Below are 19193 nucleotides of genomic sequence, written 5' to 3'. Positions count from 1 at the left end.
GTCCTGTTCCTGGTCAGGTGGAACCGGTTACGGCGCGCCGGCCAGCGTGGCGATGGCGTCGCAGGCGAGGTTGCGGGCGAGCGGGATCTTGTACGCGTTGTCGCGCAGCGGCCTGGCAGCCGCGAGTTCCGCGTCGACGGCCGCGCGGACGGTGTCGGGGTGCGGTGCGGCGCCGGTCAGCCGGGCCTCGGCGGTGGTCGCGCGCCAGGGCCGGTGGGCGAGGCCGCCGAAGGCGAGGGCGACCCGGCGTACGCGGCCGTCGTCGACTTCGAGGACGACGGCGACCGAAGCGAGGGCGAAGGCGTACGAGGCGCGTTCGCGGGCCTTTCGGTAGAGCGAGACGGCGCCGGGGGCCGGGGCGGGCAGGAGCACCGCCGTGATGATCTCCCCCGGCCGCACGACGGTGTCCTGTTCGGGACGGTCCCCGGGCAGCCGGTGGAACTCGGTGGCCGCGACCGTACGGATGGTGCCGCTCTCCCCGTACAGCTCGACCTCGGCGTCCAGCGCGGCCAGGGCCACGGCCATGTCGGAGGGGTGGGTGGCGATGCAGTGCTCGGAGTGCCCGAGTACGGCGTGGTCGCGATGGACGCCGTCGCGGGCACCGCAGCCGCTGCCGGGTTCGCGCTTGTTGCACGGCTTGGAGGGGTCCTGGAAGTAGCCGCAGCGGGTGCGCTGGAGGAGGTTGCCGCCGGTGGTGGCGACGTTGCGCAGCTGGCCCGAGGCGCCGGAGAGCAGTGCCTGGCTGAGGAGCGGGTAGTGGGTGCGCACCCTGGGGTGGGCGGCCAGGTCGCTGTTGCGGACCGTGGCGCCGACGCGCAGGGCCCCGTCGGGGAGTTCGGTGATCTCCCCCAGGGGGAGCCGGGAGACGTCGATGAGGGCGGCGGGGGTCTCGACGCCCAGTTTCATCAGGTCCACGAGGTTGGTGCCGCCGCCGAGGTAGCGGGAGCCGGGGTGGGCGGCGTAGGCGTCGGCCGCTTCGCGCAGGGTTGTGGCGCGTACGTAGGCGAAGGGCTTCACGCGGTCACCTCCGCGCCGGTCGCGGTGGACGCGGCGTCCGCGCCGGCTTCGGCGACGGCCCGCACGATGGCGGGGTAGGCGCCGCAGCGGCACAGGTTTCCGCTGAGCCGTTCCCGGATCTCCTCGGCGTTCAGCACGGCGGGACCGGAAGTCGCCCGGGACGTGGCGGCGGTGACGTGCGAGGGATGCCCGGCGGCCGCTTCCCGGAGCGCGCCGACGGCGGAGCAGAGCTGGCCTGGGGTGCAGTAGCCGCACTGGAAGGCGTCGTTCTCGATGAAGGCGCGCTGGAGCGGGTGGAGGGCGCCGTCGGGGGCGGCCAGGCCCTCCACGGTGGTGATCTCGCAGCCGTCGAGCGCGACGGTGAGGAGCAGGCAGCTGTTGGCGCGCCGGCCGTCGACCAGGACGGTGCAGGCGCCGCATTGCCCGTGGTCGCAGCCCTTCTTGGCGCCGGTCAGGTCCAGGTGCTCGCGCAGGGCGTCGAGGAGCGTGACCCTGTGGTCCAGGTCGAGGTCGTGGTGGACGCCGTTGACGCGCAGGGTCACGCGGGAGCGGACGGCCCCGGCGGCCGTGTCGTGCGGCGTGCGCGGCGCGGGGCCGGGGTCACCGCCGTGCGCCGGCCGGGGGGCGGGCGGGTCGGTTGCGTGGGCCACGACGAACTCCCTTGTCATCCGTTTCGGCAGGGAATATCCCTTCGACTGCCCAGCCTGGCCCCTCGCACGCCCGAGCGCGCCGCACGGCCCCGCCCGCCTCCTCCATACGGCCCACGGTCAGGTTTCGCCGCGGAGCAGACCGGTAAGACGCGGCCCATGGTGCGAATCGGATACACGATGATGACCGAGCAGGCCGGCCCCCGGGAACTGGTCGAGCACGTGGTGGGAGCGGAGCGGGCGGGTTTCGACTTCTCCGTCACCTCCGACCACTACTTCCCGTGGCTGGCGGAGCAAGGGCACTCCCCGTACGCGTGGAGCGTCCTCGGCGCGGCGGCCCAGGCCACTTCGCGGATCCCGCTGATGACGTACGTGACGTGTCCGACCATGCGGTACCACCCGGCGGTCGTCGCCCAGAAGGCCGCGACCATGCAGCTGCTGTCCGGGGGCCGGTTCCGGCTGGGCCTGGGCTCGGGCGAGAACCTGAACGAGCACGTCGTCGGGCCGGGCTGGCCGGCGGCGCACGTCCGGCTGGAGATGCTGGAGGAGGCCGTCGAGATCATCCGGGCCCTCTTCGAAGGGGGCTCGGTCAACCATCACGGTCAGTACTTCGACGTGGAGAACGCCCGGCTGTGGGACTTGCCGGCCGACCCGCCGCCCATCGGCATCGCGGTCTCCGGGGACAAGTCCTGCGACCTCGCGGGCCGGCTCGCCGATCTGGTCATCGCCATCGAACCCGAGCGGGAGCTGCTGGACGCCTTCGACCGGGCAGGGGGCGCGGGAAAGCCGCGCGTCGGCCAGCTGCCCGTCTGCTACGACCCGGACCGTGACGCGGCCGTCAAGCGGGCCCACGAGCAGTTCCGCTGGTCGGCGGGCGGCTGGAAGGTCAACGCGGAGCTGCCCGGACCGGCCTCCTTCGACCAGGCCGCCCAGCACGTCCGCCCCGAGGACGTCGCCGAGTCGGTGCCGTGCGGGGACGACGTCGAGGTCTTCGTGGACGCCGTACGGCCCTTCGTGGAGGCCGGCTTCTCGGAGGTGGCGCTCGTCCAGGTCGGCGGCCGGCACCAGGAGCCGTTCCTGGAATGGGCGCAGTCGACCCTCCTGCCGGCGCTGCGTGACCTCGGCACCGACGGTCCCGCCGGATGAGCCCGGTCGTCCCGCAGGACACCGCCTCCCTCAAACTGCTGATCACGCGGGAGGTGGCGGCGCTGCGCGCAGCCGCCCGCCGTGACGCGGGAGTGCGCCGTGAGGCGGAGGCCCCGCAGGACCGCGGCTCCTCGGGGAGCTGCCCGTGCGGCGGGGGCGAGGGAGCCCCGCACTCCTGTTCCGACGACCCCGACGGGCCGGACGGCCACGACCCATGGGGGTGCGTGTGCGCGGCCCTGCCCGCGATCCCGGTGTCCGCGGCGCTACTGGCGCCCGTACGGGACGAGGACGGCCGGGTCGTCGACTTCACGGTCCGCGCCGGCAACCACGTCCGCTCCGCGCAGTGGCTCGACGCGCCGGACGCCCAGGTGGGCCGACGCCTGCTGGAGGTGCAGCCCGGGGCGGCGGCGGGCGGCCTGGTGGGCGCCCTGAGCGAGGTGCTGGACACCGGCCGCGCCGTCCACTCGTACGCCGTGGACTACACCGAGCAGCACCGCGACGGGCTGCACCGCACGAAGCTGCTGTACGACGCCGCCTCCTGCGGGGACAAGGTACTGGCGACCTGGCGTCCGGCCCTCAACCGGACGGAGATGATGTCGCTCGACGCCCAGTACATCGCCTCCATGGGGTGGGGCACCTGGGACCTGCTGTCGGGAGCGGTCGTCTGGTCCGAGGGCCTGACCTCGATCTTCCGCACCGATCCGGCCCGGCCGCTGTCCCTGACGGAGTTGTGCGACGCGGTGCTGCCGGAGGACGTCCCGCGCTTCGCGAAGCTGATGACGGCCCTGCTCGACGGTGAGGAGCCGCCGGGCGCCGAGGTCCGGTTCACGGTGCTCGGCGAGGTCCGCACCCTCACCCTCGTCGGGCACCCGGTCATCGCCACGGACGGGATGCCCTGGCTGCTGCGGCTCATCGCCCGCGACCTCACGGCCCAGGTCCGCAGTCGGCAGCGCCTGGCGGAGACCCGCCGCCAGACGCAGCGGCTGCGGGAGGAGGCCGCGGCCGAGCACCGGGTGGCGTCGGCGCTGCGGGAGGCCCTGCTGCCCACGCACTCCGCGGAGCTGGAGGCACTGGGCGTCTCGGTGGCGGCCGCGTACCTGCCGGCGGAGGAGGACGCCTCGGTCGGCGGGGACTGGTACAAGTGTCGTCTGCTGCCGGACGGCCGGATCCTGCTCGCGATCGGGGACGCCTGCGGACACGGGCTGGACGCGGTGGCCCGGATGGCGCAGCAGCGCCACGCGCTGGCGGGCCTGGCGCACTCCCCCGGCACCCATGCCGGTCAGCTGGCCACCTGGCTGAACGAGCTGCTGTGCTCCGACCCGGCGGCCGAGACCGCCACGGGCATCATCGGCCACATCGACGCCGCGCGGAACCTGCGGTGGGCGTGCGCCGGTCACCCCGCTCCCCTGCTGCTGCGCGGGGACTCGGCCACGGCGCTCGACACGGAGCACCGGGGGCCGCTGTTCGGTCTGCTGCCCGGGCACGAGTACGCGACGGCGACCGTCCCGCTGCGCACCGGGGACCTGCTGCTGCTGTACACCGACGGCATGGTGGAGCGGCGCGGCCAGGACATCACCTACGGGATCGACACCCTGCGCAAGGCGCTGGAGTCCTGCGCGGGGCTGGGAGCGGCCGAAACCCTCGACCGGGTGATGTCCGCCGGTCCCGCCGACGACCGCGAGGACGACGCCTGCCTGTTGGCGATCCGGCTCGGCTGAGCCCCTCCCGGCCAGACCGGGCCCTTCACCCGTGCGGACGGTCCCGCCCGGCGGGCCGTTTCGGGTGGGGCCGGCCGGGCAGGCGCGCCGCATGGACCAGTCGGAAGCCCCCGTTCTCGACGCCCTCGCGGCCTATCACGCGAGCGGCCAGACCCCCTTCACACCCCCCGGGCACAAGCAGGCGCGCGGTGCGGATCCCCGGGTCCGCGCTGTTCTGGGCGACGCGGTGTTCCTCTCCGACGTGCTCGCGACCAGCGGGCTCGACGACCGCACCTCCTCGCACGGTGTGCTGGAGCGTGCGCAGGAGCTGATGGCGGACGCCGTCGGCGCGGAACATGCCTTCTTCTCCACCTGCGGCAGCTCGCTGTCGGTCAAGTCCGCCATGCTGTCGGTGGCCGGACCGCACGAGGAACTGCTGGTGGGCCGTGACGCCCACAAGTCCGTGGTGTCGGGGCTCATCCTTTCCGGCATCCGGCCGGTGTGGGTGGAGCCCGGCTGGGACGCGGAGCGCCACCTCGCGCACCCGCCGGCCGCCGAGGCGTTCGCCGCCGCCTTCGCCGCGCACCCGGACGCCAAGGGCGCCCTGGTCACCGGCCCCACCCCGTACGGGACCTCCAGCGACCTGGCGGCGATCGCGCGGGTCTGCCACCAGCACGGGAAGCCGCTCATCGTGGACGAGGCGTGGGGGGCGCACCTGCCGTTCCACCCGGACCTGCCGACCTGGGCGATGGACGCCGGGGCCGACGTGTGCGTCACCTCCGTGCACAAGATGGGCTCGGGGCTGGAGCAGGGATCGGTGTTCCACCTCCAGGGTGATCTCGTGCGGCCGGAGGTGCTCAAGAGCCGTGAGGACCTGCTGGGGACCACGAGCCCCTCGGTCCTGATCTACGCCGCCCTGGACGGCTGGCGCCGGCAGATGGTCGAGCACGGCAGGGCCCTGTACGACGACGCGCTGGCGCTGGCGGAGTCGCTCCGCAAGCGGATCGGCGAGATCGACGGCATGCACGTGCACGGACGCGAGGACTTCTGCGGTCCGGGCCTGGCGTTCGACCTCGACCCGCTCCAGATCATCATCGACATCACCCGACTGGGGACGACGGGCTACCGGGCCGCCGACTGGCTGCGCGAGCACCGGCAGATCAACCTGCACCTGTCCGACCACCGCCGGATCAGCGCCCAGCTGACGCACGCCGACGGGCAGGACACCGCGGACCGGCTCCTGGACGCGCTGCGGGACCTGGTAGCGCACGCGGACGACCTGCGCCGGCCCGCCGGGTGGAGGTCCCGGACCCGGCCGGCATGCGGATGGAGTCCGCGGCGCTGCCCCGCGACGCCTTCTTCGGTCCGGCCGAGCAGGTGCCGCTGGAGCGGGCCGTGGGCCGGATCTCGGCGGAGATGCTGACCCCGTACCCGCCCGGCATCCCGGTGGTGGTGCCGGGGGACCGGCTGACGCACGAGGTGCTGCGGTACCTGCGGACGGGCGTCGAAGCGGGCATGGTCGTACCGGACGCCGCCGACAGCGAGGTCAAGAGCGTCCGGGTGACCGCCGAGGACTGACGGCGGACAGTGCCGGGGAGCGGGCGCATCAGCACGGAAGGGGTGTATGGGAACAAGCTGGGGCGTTCAGAGACGGGTCGGGCGTATCACCCCGGGCGGCGGGTAGCCGCAGCGACATGGACACCAATCGCCCTCTGGCCGTCATCACCGGCGCCTCCAGCGGCATCGGCCTCGAACTCGCCCGCGTATGCGCCGGACACGGATACGACCTGCTCGTCACCGCCGAGGACGGGGGCCTGGCCCTCGCCGCGGAGGAACTGCGCGAGCAGGGCACCGAGGTCACCGCCGTGCGCGCCGACCTCGCCCTCTACGACGGCGTCGAAACGCTGTGCCGGGCGGTCTTTGACCACGGCCGCCCGGTGAGCGCACTCGCCCTCAACGCGGGCGTCGGAAGGGGCGGCGCCTTCCTGGACACCGACCTCTCGGACGACGCCCGCATCATCGACCTGAACATCACCGCCACGGTCCACCTGGCCAAACGGCTGCTGCCCGGCATGGTCGCCCGCGGTACCGGCCGGGTACTGATCACCTCGTCGATCGCCTCCACGATGCCCGGGCCCTACCAGGCGGTGTACAACGCGTCGAAGTCGTTCCTCCAGTCGTTCAGCCAGGCGCTGAGCGACGAGCTCAAGGACACCGGCGTCACCGTCACCTCCCTGATGCCCGGCGCCACCGCCACGGACTTCTTCCGCCGGGCCCACATGCTCGACACCCGCGTCGGCCGCGCCAAGAAGGACAACCCCGCCCTCGTGGCCGAGCAGGGGTTCCAGGCGATGACGGAGGGCCGGCAGAAGATCGTCGCCGGTTCGGTGAAGACGAAGCTCCAGGGCGCCGTGGCCAACCGCGTCCTGCCCGACCGGGTGAAGGCCCTGATGCACCACCGCATGGCGGAGCCGGGAGGCGGCCGCTGAGCGAATGGGCCGCGGTCCAGCGGGCACCCGTCCTTCACCGGTGAAACCACGAGCGAAGAGGAGAACCGGCGAGGGACGACCGGTGGGACGACGAGCCCGCGCGCCGCGTCACCAAGTGGAATATCGTGCGCGATGAGGACTGACTGCCGGCCTCCGCGGCTCGGGCACCCCCGCGGCCGCTCAGGAACGAGCCAGTGGACGAGTGAGTGATTGCCGTGAGCCACTCTGCGAAGAACCGTTCTGCCCGACCCGAGGGCGAGGTCTCCCCCTCGGACCTGCGCGGTCCCGCTCAGAGCGACGGGCCCCTGCCGCACGACCACACCCAGGCCATCTTGGAGACCACCAAACGGGTCGCTGCGCTGCTGAAAGCGTCGGGGCAGCCGTTCGCGCTGGCCGGCAGCGTGGCCGCGTTCGCCCACGGCCTGCCGCCGCGCTTCCAGCACGACACCGACTTCTGCGTCATGCGCGAGGACGCCGAGACCGTGATCAAGGCGCTGGAGGAGGGCGGGATCGCGATGCGCCGGGCCCCCGAGGACTGGCTGGTCAAGGGCCGCTCGGGCGGCGAGGAGATCGACCTGATCTTCGAGCTCGCCCGCCGTCCGGTGAGCCGGGAACTGCTCGACCGTGCGGTGGTGCTGCCCGTGGACTCGGTGTGGATGCCGGTCCTGTCCCCCACCGACCTCATGGACAGCCGGCTCGCCGCACTGTGCGAGCACTACTGCGACTTCGGCGATCTGCTGCCGATGGCCCGGATGCTGCGCGAACAGATCGACTGGGACCGCATGTTCCGGGCCCATCAGAACGCGCCCCTGGCGGACGCGTTCTTCTACCTGCTCGAACGGCTGCGGGTCATCGCGCCGAGGGAGAACGTCGACCACATGAACGGCGCGAACGTCATGAGCCCGGCAAGGGCCCGGTAAGCGAGGTCGCAGTGAGGGGACAACCCGCATGAACGGTATGAACACCGCCGAGCTGATCGAGTACCGCATCCAGCACCTACGGGACCGGCTGGCCCGCGAGGACATCGCCGAGCTGGGCGTACGGATCGAGATGCACGGAGCCACCGCGCACCTCTCGGGCAGCGTGACCAGCGCCGACTGCCGGGCGGAGGTGCTGCGCATCGCCGGGGAGGAACTGGCGGGAGTGGCCTGGCACCAGGACTTGACGGTGAACTGCGCGGCGCCGCCCGACCACTCGGAAGAGCTGTCATGATCCGCGTCGCGGCCGTCGGGGACATCCACCTCGGACCGGGCAGCGAGGGAACGCTGAGGCCGGCCTTCGAGACCCTCGGCTCCCATGCCGACCTGCTGCTGCTCGCCGGTGACCTCACCCGGCACGGCACCGCCGAGGAGGCACGCGTCGTCGCGCACGAAGTGGCGGGGCTGCCCGTCCCGGTGGCCGCCGTGCTGGGCAACCACGACTACCAGAGCGACCAGCAGGCCGCCGTCGCCGAGGAACTGGCGCGGGTCGGGGTGCACGTACTGGAAGGCGACGGCGTGGTCCTCGACATCGCCGGTACGAGAGTCGGCGTCGCCGGCACCAAGGGCTTCGGCGGCGGTTTCGCCGGGCGATGTGCCAGTGATTTCGGCGAGCCCGAGATGAAGTCCTTCGTCCAGTACACCCGTCGCAGTGCCGACAGCCTCCGGGAGTCCCTGCACGAACTGCGCGGATCCGCCTGCGACATCAGGATCGCGCTGACGCACTTCTCGCCCGTCGAGGACACCCTCGCGGGGGAACCGAGGGAGATCTACCCCTTTCTCGGCAGTTACCTGCTGGCGGAGGCCGTCGACGACGCGGGCGCCGACCTCGCCGTCCACGGTCACGCCCACGCCGGCAAGGAACACGGGATGACCGCCGGCGGGATCCGGGTGCGCAACGTCGCGATGCCCGTCATCGACCGGGCCTTCGCCGTCTACCACCTGTCCCCCAACGGGCACACGCGGCAGTGAGCGTGCTGTTCGCGCCGTTTCACCCGCCGTGCGCCGGGCAGCCGCGACGGGGAGAAGAGGACGTCCGCAGCGGGCCGTAGGCGGCCCCCCGCGGCGCCCGACGAAAGGAAACGGCTCCATGATGAACTCGGCCACCGCGCTCGCGATGAGCGCCTCGGGAACCGCCTTCGCCGCCACGGTAGGCGTGATCGTCGTCGTCGTGCTGATCGGGGCGGTGTGGTGGGGCATGAAACGCCGCGCCGCCGAGCCGAAGCCGCCCACCCCCGCCGAGCAGCCCCGGCGGCCGGCGGACGCCGGGCACGGCGAGGAGCGGCGCGCGGCCGAAGCGCAGACGTTCCCCACGGACGGCAGCCGCCGCACGGCGCACGACCTCCAGGGCTACGGCAACTTCGGGTCCCCCGAGGACGAGCGGTCCTGACCGTGCGGTGGGAGACGAGGACGTGACACGAGCCGCCTGAGACCAGCTGCCTGAGACGAGGCGTCCTCGGGCGAGGGGTCCGACACGAACGGCCCGACACGAAGGGGCCCGGTGATGGACGCGACCGGCCGCGAAGGCCGCTTCCGGTACCGCGGGGCCGAACTGGTCTACGACGACCACGGCGCGGGCCCGCTCGTCGTCTACGCGCACGGCGGCTTCGTCAGCCAGGCCGTCGAGGACCGGATGGGGCTGTTCGACTGGGCGCCGCTCCTGCGGGCGGGGCGGCGCCTGGTCCGGTACGACGCCCGCGGGCACGGGCGGTCCACGGGCGGGGCCGCCGACGCCGATTACACGTACGGCAGTCTCGCGGAGGACCTGCTCGCCCTCCTGAGCCACCTGGGCTCCTCCGGGCCCGCCGACGCCATGGGCTCCTCGATGGGGTGCGCCACCGTGCTGCATGCCGCGGTCCGGGCGCCGGAGCGGTTCTCCGCACTGGTGCTGCTGATCCCGCCCACGGCGTGGACGACGCGGGAGGCGCACGCGCGGGCCGACAGGGCCGCCGCCGACACCGTCGAACGGCGGGGCGTGGAGGCCTGGCTCGCCGGGAGGCAGGCCCAGCGGCCCCCGCGGGTGGTGGCCGATGTCCCCCGGTTCCCGCCGACACCGCCGCGGCGCATCCTCCCGGCGGTCCTGCGGGGTCTCGCGCTCTCGGACCTGCCCGCGCCGGCCGCGCTCTCCGCGCTGCGCCTGCCGGCCCTGGTCCTCGCCTGGGAGGGCGATCCCGGCCATCCGCTGTCGACGGCGCGGGCCCTGGCCCGCTCGATGCCCGGAGCGCGACTCCACGTCTCCCGTACCCGCGCCGACGTCGGCACCTGGGGGGAGCGCGCGGCCGCCTTCCTCACCGGGCCGGGGCGTCCTCCAGGAGGTGGGGGCCGTTGTTGCGGACGCTGTTGACCTCGGTGGACACCGCCCGTACCGCGAGCCGGCCGTCGGCGGGGGTGTGCAGCAGGGCGCGCAGGGCGTTGACGTCCTGGTGGGCGGGGTCGAGCCAGGCCTGGTAGTCCGCGGGGTCCAGGGCCAGGGGCATCCGCGGGTGGATGCGGCCGGCCGCGTCCGCGGCCTCGGTGGTGATGACGGTCGCCGTGGTGAGCCAGGCCGCCGGATCGTCGTCGTCGGCGACGCTGCGGTCCCGCCAGAACTCGTACAGGCCGGCCATGGCCATCACCGACGCGTCCTCGGGGCGGATGAAGTAGGGCTGCTTGTAGGTCTTCCCGTCGTTCCCGGTCCGCTCGGTCTGCCATTCGTAGAAGCCGTCCGCCGGCAGCAGGCACCGCCGCTTGGCGAGCGCGCGGCGGAAGGCGGGCTTCTCGTGGACCGTCTCCACCCGGGCGTTGATCATCCGGGCGCCGACGCCCGGGTCCTTGGCCCAGGACGGGACCAGGCCCCAGCGCACGGGGCGCAGTCTGCGCTCGACGGCGTGCGTTCCGCGGTCCTTGCGTTCGACGACGGCCCAGACCGGGTCGGTGGGAGCGACGTTCCAGCTGGGGGCGAGCGTCTCGCGGGGGTCCCAGCGGGCTTCGAAGAGGCCGGCCAGGTCGGCGGGGGCGCGGGTGGAAGCGTAACGGCCACACATGCACCCACTGTGCCACCCGGGACAGCGTCGCGCGGTGTCCGCCGCGGCGCACGGGCCCTGGTTCAGTCGTCGCCCGGTGCCCAGAAGGCGGCCAGGCGGGCCGCACCCGGCGCGACGCCGTCCGAGCCGCCCTTCACCGTCAGTACGGCGACGGCGGAGGTCGGGAAGGCGGCCCCGAGGCGCCGGACGAGCTTCTTCGGGCCTGCGCCGCACAGGCTCCTGGCGACTTCGTGGATGGCCGGGTTGTGGCCGATCAGCACGATCCCGGTCACCTCGGCCGCGGCCTCCGCGACGGCGGAGAGGAGGTCGTGCGCCTCGGCTTCGTAGAGCCGGGCCTGGTAGAGGGTGGGGGGCGGCGCGCTCAGCAGGGGCATCATCAGCTGCCAGGTCTGGCGGGCCCGCCGGGCCGAGGAGCACAGGGCCAGGTCCACGCCGTAGCCGGACCGCTCCAGCCAGTCGCCCGCCCGCGGCGCGTCGTGGCAGCCCCGGTCGGAGAGCGCGCGCTCGAAGTCCTCGGTGACGTTCTTGGGCACCGCCTTGGCATGCCGGACCAGTACGATCCGGCGTTCACCCTGTTCCGGCACGGTCCGATCCTCCCGCCTGCGTCGCCCATCCGGGGGCCGCGTCGTGACCCGGGCGCTGAGCCGGCGCGCGGGCGCGGTGGTTCGGAGAGGGGTGCGCGCCCGTGGCCGGGCCCGGCGGCCGGGAGGCCGCTCGCGCTGCCGGCCGCCGCTTCCAGGATAGGCCGCACCGCCCGACCTCGCGGGGCGCGCGCGGCGCGGGGTCTTCACCCGGGCGGGGGCACCGCAGTCCCCGTGCCACGCGTATGCCCCACCCCGTCGGCCTGACCTGCTGCACACCCGCCACACCCGTGCCGCGCGGCGTCTGCTCGCGGAGGCGGCGGGGTCGGCCTGGCCGAGGCGGCTGACGCCGCCCCCCGGCGGCGGGGGCAGGAGCCACCCGGGCCCGTGGTGGAGGCGCTGCGTGCGGTGATCGAGGAGACGCGGACGGGGCAGCAGCAGGCCGGTTCTGCCACCGTGCCGCGCAGCCGGCTGGAGGACGCCTCGTACACCCTGTGCGTCCTGACCGGGCGGCGGCACGCCCACACGCGGCGCTCCGGGTGGCGGAGGAACTGCTCTCGGCCGACCGGCTCAAGGCGACGTGAGGTCAGGCCCCGTCCGGGCCGGCCCGCCCGCCCGCCCGTGGTCGGCCAGTAGGTTCCGCATCGTCTGCGCGGCGCGTACGGCGGCGTCGCCGCAGCAGTTGTTGAACAGCACGTGCAGCTCTTCGACCCGCTCCGCCAGGGTCCGCAGCCGCGGCAGCCACTGGCTCAACTCGCCCTGCGTGTAGGTGTGGCGGAAACGGTCCTCCTTGCTGCCCGTGCCCCAGGCCCGGCTGCGGCCGTGGAAGCGGACCACGGCGAGCTTCGAGGACGTGACCGGCGTGACGGGCGGTATGGATGTGGGCAGCTCCGGGGCCGTGTCCACGGCCACGGCGGTGGCGTCCAGGTCCCTCAACAGGGCTTCCGTGTGCCCCCGTTGGTCATCCCGCCACCAGTCGGGGTGGCGGAACTCCACCGCCAGCGGCCACTCGGGCGCCCGCTTCCGCACGCGGTGCAAGACGGTCTCCGCCCGCGCCCCCGGGGCGAACCAGGGCGGGAACTGGAACAGTACGGCGCCCAGCCGGCCGGCCTCCGCGAGAGGGCGCAGTGCCGCCCCGAAACGGCGCCAGACCTCGTCGAGGAGCTCCGGGTCACCGCTGTCGCGGCCCCGGAGATCGGCGGGCAGGGCGGCCTCGCGGGTCGGGTGGCCGGTGAGGAGGGAGAAGGCCTTGACGTCGAAGCGGAAGCCGGGCGGTGTGCGTTCGACCCAGAGCATGCTGTTGCGCACGACGGGGAGCGCGTAGTAGCCGGCGTCGACCTCCACGACGGGGAACCGTTCGGCGTAGTGCCGCAACCGTCCCTCCGCATCGCGCCTGCCCGGCGGGTACCAACCGCTGCCCACCAGTGCCTTGTCCGTCCAGGAACACGTCCCGACCAACAACTCGCCCATTCCGGCCGTCCTTTCCTCGCGGCCCGTCTACCCCGAAAAGCCGCCGGACCGCCACATCTCCCGGACCTGGTCGCGGAGCCAGCCGTGCGCGGGGTCGGCGTCGTTGCGCGGGTGCCATGCCATGCCGATGACGACGGGCGGCAGTTCCAGCGGCACCTCGAATGTGTGCAGGCCCAGCAGTTCGTGATGGCGGGACGGGGCGCCGGCCGGGGTGAGGCAGACCAGGTCGCTCTCCCGGCAGAGGAAGAGCGCGGCGCTCCAGCCCGGTACGACGGCGACCACGCGGCGGCGCAGCCCGAGTCCGGCCAGTTCGTCGTCCACGGGGCCGCGGACCCGGCCCTGGCGGGACACTCCGATGTGGTCCGCGGCGGCGAAGGCCCGGGCCGTGACGGTCTTGCGGCGCGCCAGGGGGTGTCCGGCGCGTACGGCGGCGAGGAGGCGGGTCCGGCCGAGCAGTTCGATCCGGGTCTCCGGGTCGGGGTGGCCGATGACGCCGATTTCGAGGTCCAGCCGCCCCTCGCGCAGGGCGGGCGTGCCCTCCAGGGCTTCCGGCATGAACCGCAGGGTGACCCCGGGGGCCTGCTGTACGACGGCGCGCACGAGCCGGGGGGCGAGTTGCGGCAGCAGCATCTCGCCCGCTTGGAGGGTGAATTCGCGGTTAAGCCGCGCCGGGTCGGTGACGGGCTCCGGTTCCAGGAGGGCGCGTGCCTGGTGGACGAGGACGCGGACGCGCGGTCGCAGTTCGACGGCACGGGGGGTGGGGACGAGCTGCCGTCCGGCGCGGACGAGTACGGGATCGCGCAGGACCGTACGGATGCGCCCGAGGGTGCGGCTCATGGCGGGAGCGGACACGTGCAGGCGCGCGGCGGCTCCGGTGACGCTCTCCTCCTCCAGCAGCGCGTCGAGGGCGACCAGCAGGTTCAGGTCCAACTGCCGTTCGGGGCCGTCCGGCACTGTGTCTCCCGTCACTCGAAGGGCCGTGCGGCTCGGGCACGGCCAGCACCTTTGCGTTGCAGGCAATCACACCTTGCCATAACTGCACTGGAGTTAATCCTGCGGCCGGTCCAGGCTCTGGTCCATGACACGGAACACGAACGACGTCCTCGCCGTGGCGAGCCAGAGCGGCCCCACGGTCACTTTCTTCGACGCGGTGGACTTCCGCAGGCTCGAAGTACTGGAAGTCCCCGGCGAACCGCACGAATTGTGCTTCGACCCGGTACGCCGGCGGCTGTACGCCACGATCACCTACCGGTCCGGCTACTACCACGCCAACGCCGGACGGGCCCACGAGCTCGTGGTGATCGATCCCGACCGGCGCCGGATCCTCGACGTCGTCGACCTGGCACCGGAACGCGCGCCGCACGGCATCGCCCTGGACCCGTCGGGCGGCCTGCTCTGGGTGAGCGTCGAAGCGCACGGGGACGAGGAGGGCGCCCTGGTGGCGCTCGACGCGGACTCCCTGGAGCCCGTACGCCGGCTGCCCGTGGGGGCGCCCGGCCCGCACTGGTTCACCCTCACGCCGGACGGGAGCCGCGCGTACAGCGCGAACAAGGAGGCGCCGTTCCTGTCGGTGGTCGACATCGGTTCGGGAGCGCCGGCCGGCCGGATCGAGGTGCCCGGCAGCGAGGGCATCGCGGCCTCGCGCGACGGACGGTACGTGTACGCGGCCGCGCCCAAGGGGGACTTCACCGTCACGGGCCCGGTGCCCGGGGCCGGGGTCCGGGTGATCGACACGGCCACCGGCGCCGTGGTGCGTACGCACCGCACGGACGGCCTGGTCTTCCCCGTGCACGTGACCGCCACGGGTCTGGTCCTGGCGGGAGAACTGCGCATGCGGGCCGGCGGGCCCGCGCTCGGCGAGCAGGTGCCGGGGCTCTTGCACGTGTACGGCGAGGACGGCGAGGAACTCGGCCGGGTGGAGGTCGGCGCCTTCCCCCTGACGATCACCTCCTCACCCGACGGCCGCTACGGCTACGTCGCGGCGGTGTCGTCCAGCACGGTCACGGTGGTGGACCTGCCGCGCAGGGAGGCGGTGGCGACCTTGCACGTCGACCGCGCGGGCGAACCGGGTGCCCACGGGCTCGCCTACATCCCCTCCCCCGCGGTCTGACGCCCTTCGCGCGTCGAGGTCGCGAAGGGCGTCACGGCCGGGCGGAGGTGAGGGCGGTCAGCCGCCGACGTAGGCGGCGAGATGCCGGCCGGTCAGGGTGGAGCGGGCGGCGACGAGGTCGGCGGGTGTGCCCTCGAAGACGATCCGGCCGCCGTCGTGGCCGGCTCCGGGACCGAGGTCGATGATCCAGTCGGCGTGCGCCATGACCGCCTGGTGGTGCTCGACCACGATGACCGACTTGCCGGAGTCCACGAGCCGGTCGAGCAGGCCGAGGAGCTGCTCGACGTCGGCGAGGTGCAGTCCCGCGGTCGGCTCGTCGAGGACGTAGACGCCTCCCTTGTCGGCCATGTGCGTGGCCAGCTTGAGCCGCTGCCGCTCGCCGCCGGAGAGCGTGGTGAGGGGCTGGCCGATGGTCAGGTAACCGAGCCCGACGTCGGCGAGCCGTTCGAGGACGCGGTGCGCGGCGGGGGTGCGTGCCTCGCCGTCGCCGAAGAACTCCGCGGCCTCGCTCACCGGCATCGCGAGGACCTCGCTGATGTCGCGGCCGCCGAGGTGGTACTCCAGAACCGACGCCTGGAACCGCTTGCCCTCGCACTCCTCGCAGGTGGTGGCGACGCCCGCCATCATCGCGAGGTCGGTGTAGACGACCCCGGCGCCGTTGCAGGTGGGGCAGGCGCCCTCGGAGTTGGAACTGAACAGCGCCGGCTTCACGCCGTTGGCCTTGGCGAACGCCTTGCGGATCGGGTCCAGGAGGCCGGTGTAGGTCGCCGGGTTGCTGCGCCGGGAGCCGCGGATGGGGCCCTGGTCGACCGACACCACACCCGCTCCGGCGGCTCCCCCGCCCTTGACGAGCGAGCCGTGCACGAGCGAGCTCTTGCCGGAGCCGGCGACGCCGGTGACGACGGCCAGCACCCCGAGCGGGATGTCGACGTCGACGCCCCGCAGGTTGTGGGTGGTCGCGCCGCGGACCTCCAGGGTGCCGGTCGGCGTCCGCGGCTTCTCCTTGAGGGCGGCCCGGTCGTCGAAATGGCGGCCCGTGACGGTTCCGGCGCCCCGCAGCCCCTCGACGGTCCCCTCGAAGCAGACGGTGCCTCCTGCCGTACCGGCGCCGGGGCCGAGGTCGACGACGTGGTCGGCGATGGCGATGGTCTCCGGTTTGTGTTCCACCACGAGCACCGTGTTGCCCTTGTCCCGCAGCCGCAGCAGAAGGTCGTTCATCCGCTGGATGTCGTGGGGGTGCAGGCCCGTCGTGGGCTCGTCGAAGACGTAGGTCACGTCGGTCAGCGAGGATCCGAGGTGGCGGATCATCTTGACGCGCTGTGCCTCGCCGCCCGACAGCGTGCCCGACGGCCGGTCGAGCGAGAGGTAGCCGAGACCGATCTCCCCGAAGGAGTCGAGGGTCTGCCGCAACGCGGCGAGCAGAGGCGCCACCGACGGCTCTTCGAGGCCACGGACCCAGTCCGCGAGGTCGCTGATCTGCATGGCGCAGGCGTCGGCGATGCTGATCCCCCCGATCTTCGAGGACCGGGCGCCCTCGCTGAGGCGCGTGCCGTCGCATTCGGGACAGGTGGCGAAGGTGACCGCCCGGTCCACGAACTCCCGGATGTGCGGCTGCATCGACTCCTTGTCCTTGGAGAGCATCGACTTCTGGAGCCGGGGGACCAGTCCCTCGTAGGTCATGTTGATGCCCGCGATCTTCATCCGGGTCGGCTCGTGGTGGAGGAAGTCGTGCAGTTCCCTCTTGGTGTACTTGCGGATCGGCTTGTCCGGGTCGAGGAAGCCGGACTCCTTGTAGAGCCGCATGTTCCAGCCGTCGGTGCCGTAGCCGGGGATGGTGACGGCGCCCTCGGAGAGCGACTTGGTGTCGTCGTAGAGCTGGGCGAGGTCGAGGTCGGAGACGGTGCCGCGCCCTTCACAGCGGGGGCACATGCCGCCGGTGCGGTTGAAGGTGGCCTTCACGGCCTTCTTGGCGCCGCGCTCCACGGTGATCGCACCGCTCGCCCGGACGGAGGGGACGTTGAAGGCGTACGCGCCGGGCGGGCCGATGTGCGGCTGTCCGAGCCGGCTGAACAGGATGCGGAGCATGGCGTTGGCGTCGGTGGCGGTACCGACGGTGGAGCGGGGGTCGCCGCCCATGCGCTGCTGGTCCACGGTGATCACCGTCGTCAGCCCGTCGAGTACGTCGGCCTCGGGCCGCGCCAGCGTCGGCATGAAGCCCTGGACGAACGCGCTGTACGTCTCGTTGATCAGCCGCTGCGACTCGGCCGCGATCGTGCTGAACACCAGCGAGCTCTTGCCCGAGCCGGATACGCCGGTGAACACCGTCAGCCGGCGCTTGGGGATCTCGATGCTGACGTCCTTGAGGTTGTTCTCGCGGGCGCCGTGCACGCGGATCACGTCATGGGTGTCGGCGACGTGCGGCGCGGGCGACTGCGTGTCCGTCCTCGTGGCCATGCTCGTGGTCTCTCCGTCCTCGCGACCGGCCGTACCGCCGGTGTCCATGCGGGCCACGCTACGGCCGACGGACGGGTTTCGCTTCTCCATTCCTGCCCGGTCACGGACACGACGAAAAAGCCCCGGCCTCCATGAGGAGGCCGGGGCCTTGATCGAGCGCTGGGCAGGCCTTGCACCTGCATCCCCCCACGGGAAGTGGGGTGTCTTTCCTTGGACCACCAACGCGTGCCACGCGGCCCGCGTTTCGCGGCCCCGAGCTCAAGGTCAACTATAGCGCAGGACGGGCGGTGGTCATCTCCCGCCGCGGGGGTGTCGTCAGAACCAGTTGACGGTCAGGGGGAACACGGCGGTGACGGTCGCGCCCGCGGAGTCGGTGGCGGTCGCGGTGATCTGGACCGTGCCCACGGACCACGGCTTGCCGCTGATCCGGCCGGTGCCGGGGTCGGCGGTCAGCCCCAGGGGAAGGCCCGTGGCGGCGTAGCGGATCGGGGCCTTGCCGCCGGTCGCGGTGAGGTTGATGGTGCAGGACTGGTTGAACTTGCAGGTCTGCGGTCCGGGGTCGGCCAGTTTCAGATCACCGGTGGTGGGGGTGGGGGTGGGGGTCGGCGTAGAGGTGGGTGTGGGGGTGGGGGTGGAGCCGGCGGTGAACACCTCGGTGATGGGCTGGACGGCGGCCGCGTTGCCCGCGTGCGTCGGCGACCCGAACAGGTCCTCGAAGGTCCGCAGCAGGTGGTGGTGGTTGTAGGCGGTGGTGTACGTGCCCGCCTTGACGTTCGCTCCGTAGAAGACGGTGGCGATCTGGTTGGAGCCCAGGTAGTTGTCCTCGTCCCACGTCAGCACCAGCAGGCTGTTGTTGGCCTTCGCCCACTGCGCGTAGGCGTCGAGGTTGCTCTTCGTCCAGGTGTCACCCGTACCGACGGCGCAGTCGTGCATGTCGTTGCACAGGTTGGGCACGACGAAGGACAGGTTCGGCAGGGCGGCGAAGTCGTTCCGGGGGAACTGCGTCCAGGTCTTGCCGGTGTTCAGCGGTACGTTCTTGAAGGCGAACCACGGGTTGTGCTTCTGCGCGTACTTGCCGCTCGTGCAGGCGGTGGAACCCTCGCTCGGCAGGTCTTCGTTGTAGGTCGCGAAGGTCTTGCCGGCCGAGATCAGCTCCTGGCCGAGGTTGGAGGCCGTCATGGACTGCGGGGTGAAGCAGCCGTCCCCCGTGATGCCCTGGGTGCCCCCGGAGAAGAGGTTGAAGTAGTTCGGCTGGCTGGGATGGGTCAGCGCCTTCATACCGGTCAGGCTCGCCCCGCCGTTCGCGAGCTGGTTGATGTACGGGGCGCTCGCGTTGCCGATGATCTCGCCGTACTGCTTGTTCTCGAACACGGCGACCACCACGTGGTCGTACGAGGGCAGGGCCGCGGCGGCGGCCGGACCGGCGTCGGCGCCGCGCTCGGCGGCCTGGGAGCCGGCCACGGTGAAGGCGGCCAGCAGGCCGATCGCACCGAGGGCGGCCACGAGCGCGGAGCGCCGTGCCCCGCGTCTGGCGGCCGTCTCGGGTGAGGGGGTGGGCATGGGAGTTCCTTCCGGTGGGGGT

The 19193-nt window shown here is 72.8% G+C and carries 18 protein-coding genes and 1 pseudogene; 11 read left to right on the top strand and 8 right to left on the bottom strand.

Annotated elements, in window-relative coordinates; all coding sequences use genetic code 11:
• Positions 1-27: 27 nt before the first annotated feature.
• Entirely contained in the window at positions 28-1017 is a 990-nt protein-coding gene (locus ACIA6C_RS17390; protein WP_399276686.1) for an FAD binding domain-containing protein, read from the bottom strand.
• A complete protein-coding gene (locus tag ACIA6C_RS17385) occupies positions 1014-1667 on the bottom strand; it encodes a 2Fe-2S iron-sulfur cluster-binding protein (RefSeq protein ID WP_399276684.1) in 654 nt (217 codons plus the stop codon). The genes ACIA6C_RS17390 and ACIA6C_RS17385 overlap by 4 nt, the downstream gene beginning before the upstream one ends.
• A gap of 156 nt (positions 1668-1823) precedes the next feature.
• Here ACIA6C_RS17385 and ACIA6C_RS17380 point away from each other — a divergent pair, with 156 nt between their 5' ends.
• The 9 genes and pseudogenes from ACIA6C_RS17380 to ACIA6C_RS17340 all read left to right on the top strand — a co-directional run bounded on the left by ACIA6C_RS17380 (position 1824) and on the right by ACIA6C_RS17340 (position 10317).
• Positions 1824-2810: an LLM class F420-dependent oxidoreductase gene (locus ACIA6C_RS17380; protein WP_399276682.1), complete on the top strand. Its 987-nt coding sequence runs from the start codon at positions 1824-1826 to the stop codon at positions 2808-2810.
• Positions 2807-4528: a PP2C family protein-serine/threonine phosphatase gene (locus ACIA6C_RS17375; protein WP_399276680.1), complete on the top strand. Its 1722-nt coding sequence runs from the start codon at positions 2807-2809 to the stop codon at positions 4526-4528. The genes ACIA6C_RS17380 and ACIA6C_RS17375 overlap by 4 nt, the downstream gene beginning before the upstream one ends.
• Before the next feature lie 91 nt (positions 4529-4619).
• Positions 4620-6085: pseudogene (locus ACIA6C_RS17370) on the top strand (aminotransferase class I/II-fold pyridoxal phosphate-dependent enzyme).
• 116 nt (positions 6086-6201) lie between these two features.
• Positions 6202-6996, top strand: coding sequence for an SDR family NAD(P)-dependent oxidoreductase (locus ACIA6C_RS17365; protein ID WP_399276678.1), 795 nt, complete (start codon positions 6202-6204; stop codon positions 6994-6996).
• Between the two features lie 215 nt (positions 6997-7211).
• Positions 7212-7916, top strand: a complete 705-nt coding sequence (locus tag ACIA6C_RS17360; protein WP_399276676.1) for a nucleotidyltransferase family protein — start codon at positions 7212-7214, stop codon at positions 7914-7916.
• A 28-nt stretch (positions 7917-7944) separates the two neighbouring features.
• Positions 7945-8208 carry a hypothetical protein gene (locus tag ACIA6C_RS17355; protein WP_366080580.1) on the top strand — a complete coding sequence of 88 codons (264 nt, stop codon included), beginning with the start codon at positions 7945-7947 and terminating at the stop codon, positions 8206-8208.
• Positions 8205-8945, top strand: a complete 741-nt coding sequence (locus ACIA6C_RS17350) for a metallophosphoesterase (RefSeq protein WP_361126211.1) — start codon at positions 8205-8207, stop codon at positions 8943-8945. The genes ACIA6C_RS17355 and ACIA6C_RS17350 overlap by 4 nt, the downstream gene beginning before the upstream one ends.
• Positions 8946-9063: 118 nt before the next feature.
• Positions 9064-9363, top strand: coding sequence for a DUF6479 family protein (locus ACIA6C_RS17345; RefSeq protein WP_361126208.1), 300 nt, complete (start codon positions 9064-9066; stop codon positions 9361-9363).
• A gap of 114 nt (positions 9364-9477) precedes the next feature.
• Positions 9478-10317: an alpha/beta fold hydrolase gene (locus ACIA6C_RS17340; protein ID WP_399276673.1), complete on the top strand. Its 840-nt coding sequence runs from the start codon at positions 9478-9480 to the stop codon at positions 10315-10317.
• Here the strand turns inward: ACIA6C_RS17340 and ACIA6C_RS17335 are convergent.
• Both ACIA6C_RS17335 and ACIA6C_RS17330 read right to left on the bottom strand, forming a co-directional pair.
• The gene (locus tag ACIA6C_RS17335; protein WP_361126202.1) at positions 10262-10996 is read right to left on the bottom strand and encodes an SOS response-associated peptidase; all 735 of its coding nucleotides are present in this window, start codon (positions 10994-10996) and stop codon (positions 10262-10264) included. The two genes, ACIA6C_RS17340 and ACIA6C_RS17335, sit on opposite strands and share 56 nt — an antisense overlap.
• A gap of 62 nt (positions 10997-11058) precedes the next feature.
• Positions 11059-11580 carry a SixA phosphatase family protein gene (locus tag ACIA6C_RS17330; RefSeq protein WP_399276670.1) on the bottom strand — a complete coding sequence of 174 codons (522 nt, stop codon included), beginning with the start codon at positions 11578-11580 and terminating at the stop codon, positions 11059-11061.
• Between the two features lie 384 nt (positions 11581-11964).
• Here ACIA6C_RS17330 and ACIA6C_RS17325 point away from each other — a divergent pair, with 384 nt between their 5' ends.
• A complete protein-coding gene (locus ACIA6C_RS17325) occupies positions 11965-12213 on the top strand; it encodes a DUF5133 domain-containing protein (protein ID WP_399276668.1) in 249 nt (82 codons plus the stop codon).
• Here ACIA6C_RS17325 and ACIA6C_RS17320 read toward each other — a convergent pair.
• Together ACIA6C_RS17320 and ACIA6C_RS17315 are read right to left on the bottom strand one after the other, a co-directional pair.
• Positions 12148-13047 (bottom strand): DUF72 domain-containing protein, encoded by a 900-nt coding sequence (locus tag ACIA6C_RS17320; RefSeq protein ID WP_399276666.1) that lies wholly within the window; start codon positions 13045-13047, stop codon positions 12148-12150. The two genes, ACIA6C_RS17325 and ACIA6C_RS17320, sit on opposite strands and share 66 nt — an antisense overlap.
• A gap of 27 nt (positions 13048-13074) precedes the next feature.
• A complete protein-coding gene (locus tag ACIA6C_RS17315) occupies positions 13075-14016 on the bottom strand; it encodes a LysR family transcriptional regulator (RefSeq protein ID WP_399276664.1) in 942 nt (313 codons plus the stop codon).
• Positions 14017-14125: 109 nt separating this feature from the next.
• Here ACIA6C_RS17315 and ACIA6C_RS17310 point away from each other — a divergent pair, with 109 nt between their 5' ends.
• Positions 14126-15157, top strand: a complete 1032-nt coding sequence (locus ACIA6C_RS17310; RefSeq protein WP_399276663.1) for a YncE family protein — start codon at positions 14126-14128, stop codon at positions 15155-15157.
• Between the two features lie 57 nt (positions 15158-15214).
• Here ACIA6C_RS17310 and ACIA6C_RS17305 read toward each other — a convergent pair whose 3' ends face one another.
• Together ACIA6C_RS17305 and ACIA6C_RS17300 are read right to left on the bottom strand one after the other, a co-directional pair.
• Positions 15215-17611 carry an ATP-binding cassette domain-containing protein gene (locus tag ACIA6C_RS17305; RefSeq protein ID WP_399277297.1) on the bottom strand — a complete coding sequence of 799 codons (2397 nt, stop codon included), beginning with the start codon at positions 17609-17611 and terminating at the stop codon, positions 15215-15217.
• Between the two features lie 315 nt (positions 17612-17926).
• Positions 17927-19171: an alkaline phosphatase family protein gene (locus ACIA6C_RS17300; protein ID WP_399276661.1), complete on the bottom strand. Its 1245-nt coding sequence runs from the start codon at positions 19169-19171 to the stop codon at positions 17927-17929.
• Positions 19172-19193: the final 22 nt, after the last annotated feature.

The organism is Streptomyces sp. NPDC051578 (genome assembly GCF_044454045.1).
GTDB lineage: Bacteria > Actinomycetota > Actinomycetes > Streptomycetales > Streptomycetaceae > Streptomyces.
This window is presented reverse-complemented; position numbering and strand designations above follow the sequence as displayed.

Coding starts and splice junctions, on each gene's coding strand:
- ACIA6C_RS17380 (WP_399276682.1), top strand. CDS start 1,824: ATGGTGCGAATCGGATACACGATGATGACCGAGCAGGCCGGCCCCCGG.
- ACIA6C_RS17375 (WP_399276680.1), top strand. CDS start 2,807: ATGAGCCCGGTCGTCCCGCAGGACACCGCCTCCCTCAAACTGCTGATC.
- ACIA6C_RS17365 (WP_399276678.1), top strand. CDS start 6,202: ATGGACACCAATCGCCCTCTGGCCGTCATCACCGGCGCCTCCAGCGGC.
- ACIA6C_RS17355 (WP_366080580.1), top strand. CDS start 7,945: ATGAACGGTATGAACACCGCCGAGCTGATCGAGTACCGCATCCAGCAC.
- ACIA6C_RS17350 (WP_361126211.1), top strand. CDS start 8,205: ATGATCCGCGTCGCGGCCGTCGGGGACATCCACCTCGGACCGGGCAGC.
- ACIA6C_RS17345 (WP_361126208.1), top strand. CDS start 9,064: ATGATGAACTCGGCCACCGCGCTCGCGATGAGCGCCTCGGGAACCGCC.
- ACIA6C_RS17340 (WP_399276673.1), top strand. CDS start 9,478: ATGGACGCGACCGGCCGCGAAGGCCGCTTCCGGTACCGCGGGGCCGAA.
- ACIA6C_RS17335 (WP_361126202.1), bottom strand. CDS start 10,996: ATGTGTGGCCGTTACGCTTCCACCCGCGCCCCCGCCGACCTGGCCGGC.
- ACIA6C_RS17320 (WP_399276666.1), bottom strand. CDS start 13,047: ATGGGCGAGTTGTTGGTCGGGACGTGTTCCTGGACGGACAAGGCACTG.
- ACIA6C_RS17310 (WP_399276663.1), top strand. CDS start 14,126: ATGACACGGAACACGAACGACGTCCTCGCCGTGGCGAGCCAGAGCGGC.
- ACIA6C_RS17305 (WP_399277297.1), bottom strand. CDS start 17,611: ATGGCCACGAGGACGGACACGCAGTCGCCCGCGCCGCACGTCGCCGAC.
- ACIA6C_RS17300 (WP_399276661.1), bottom strand. CDS start 19,171: ATGCCCACCCCCTCACCCGAGACGGCCGCCAGACGCGGGGCACGGCGC.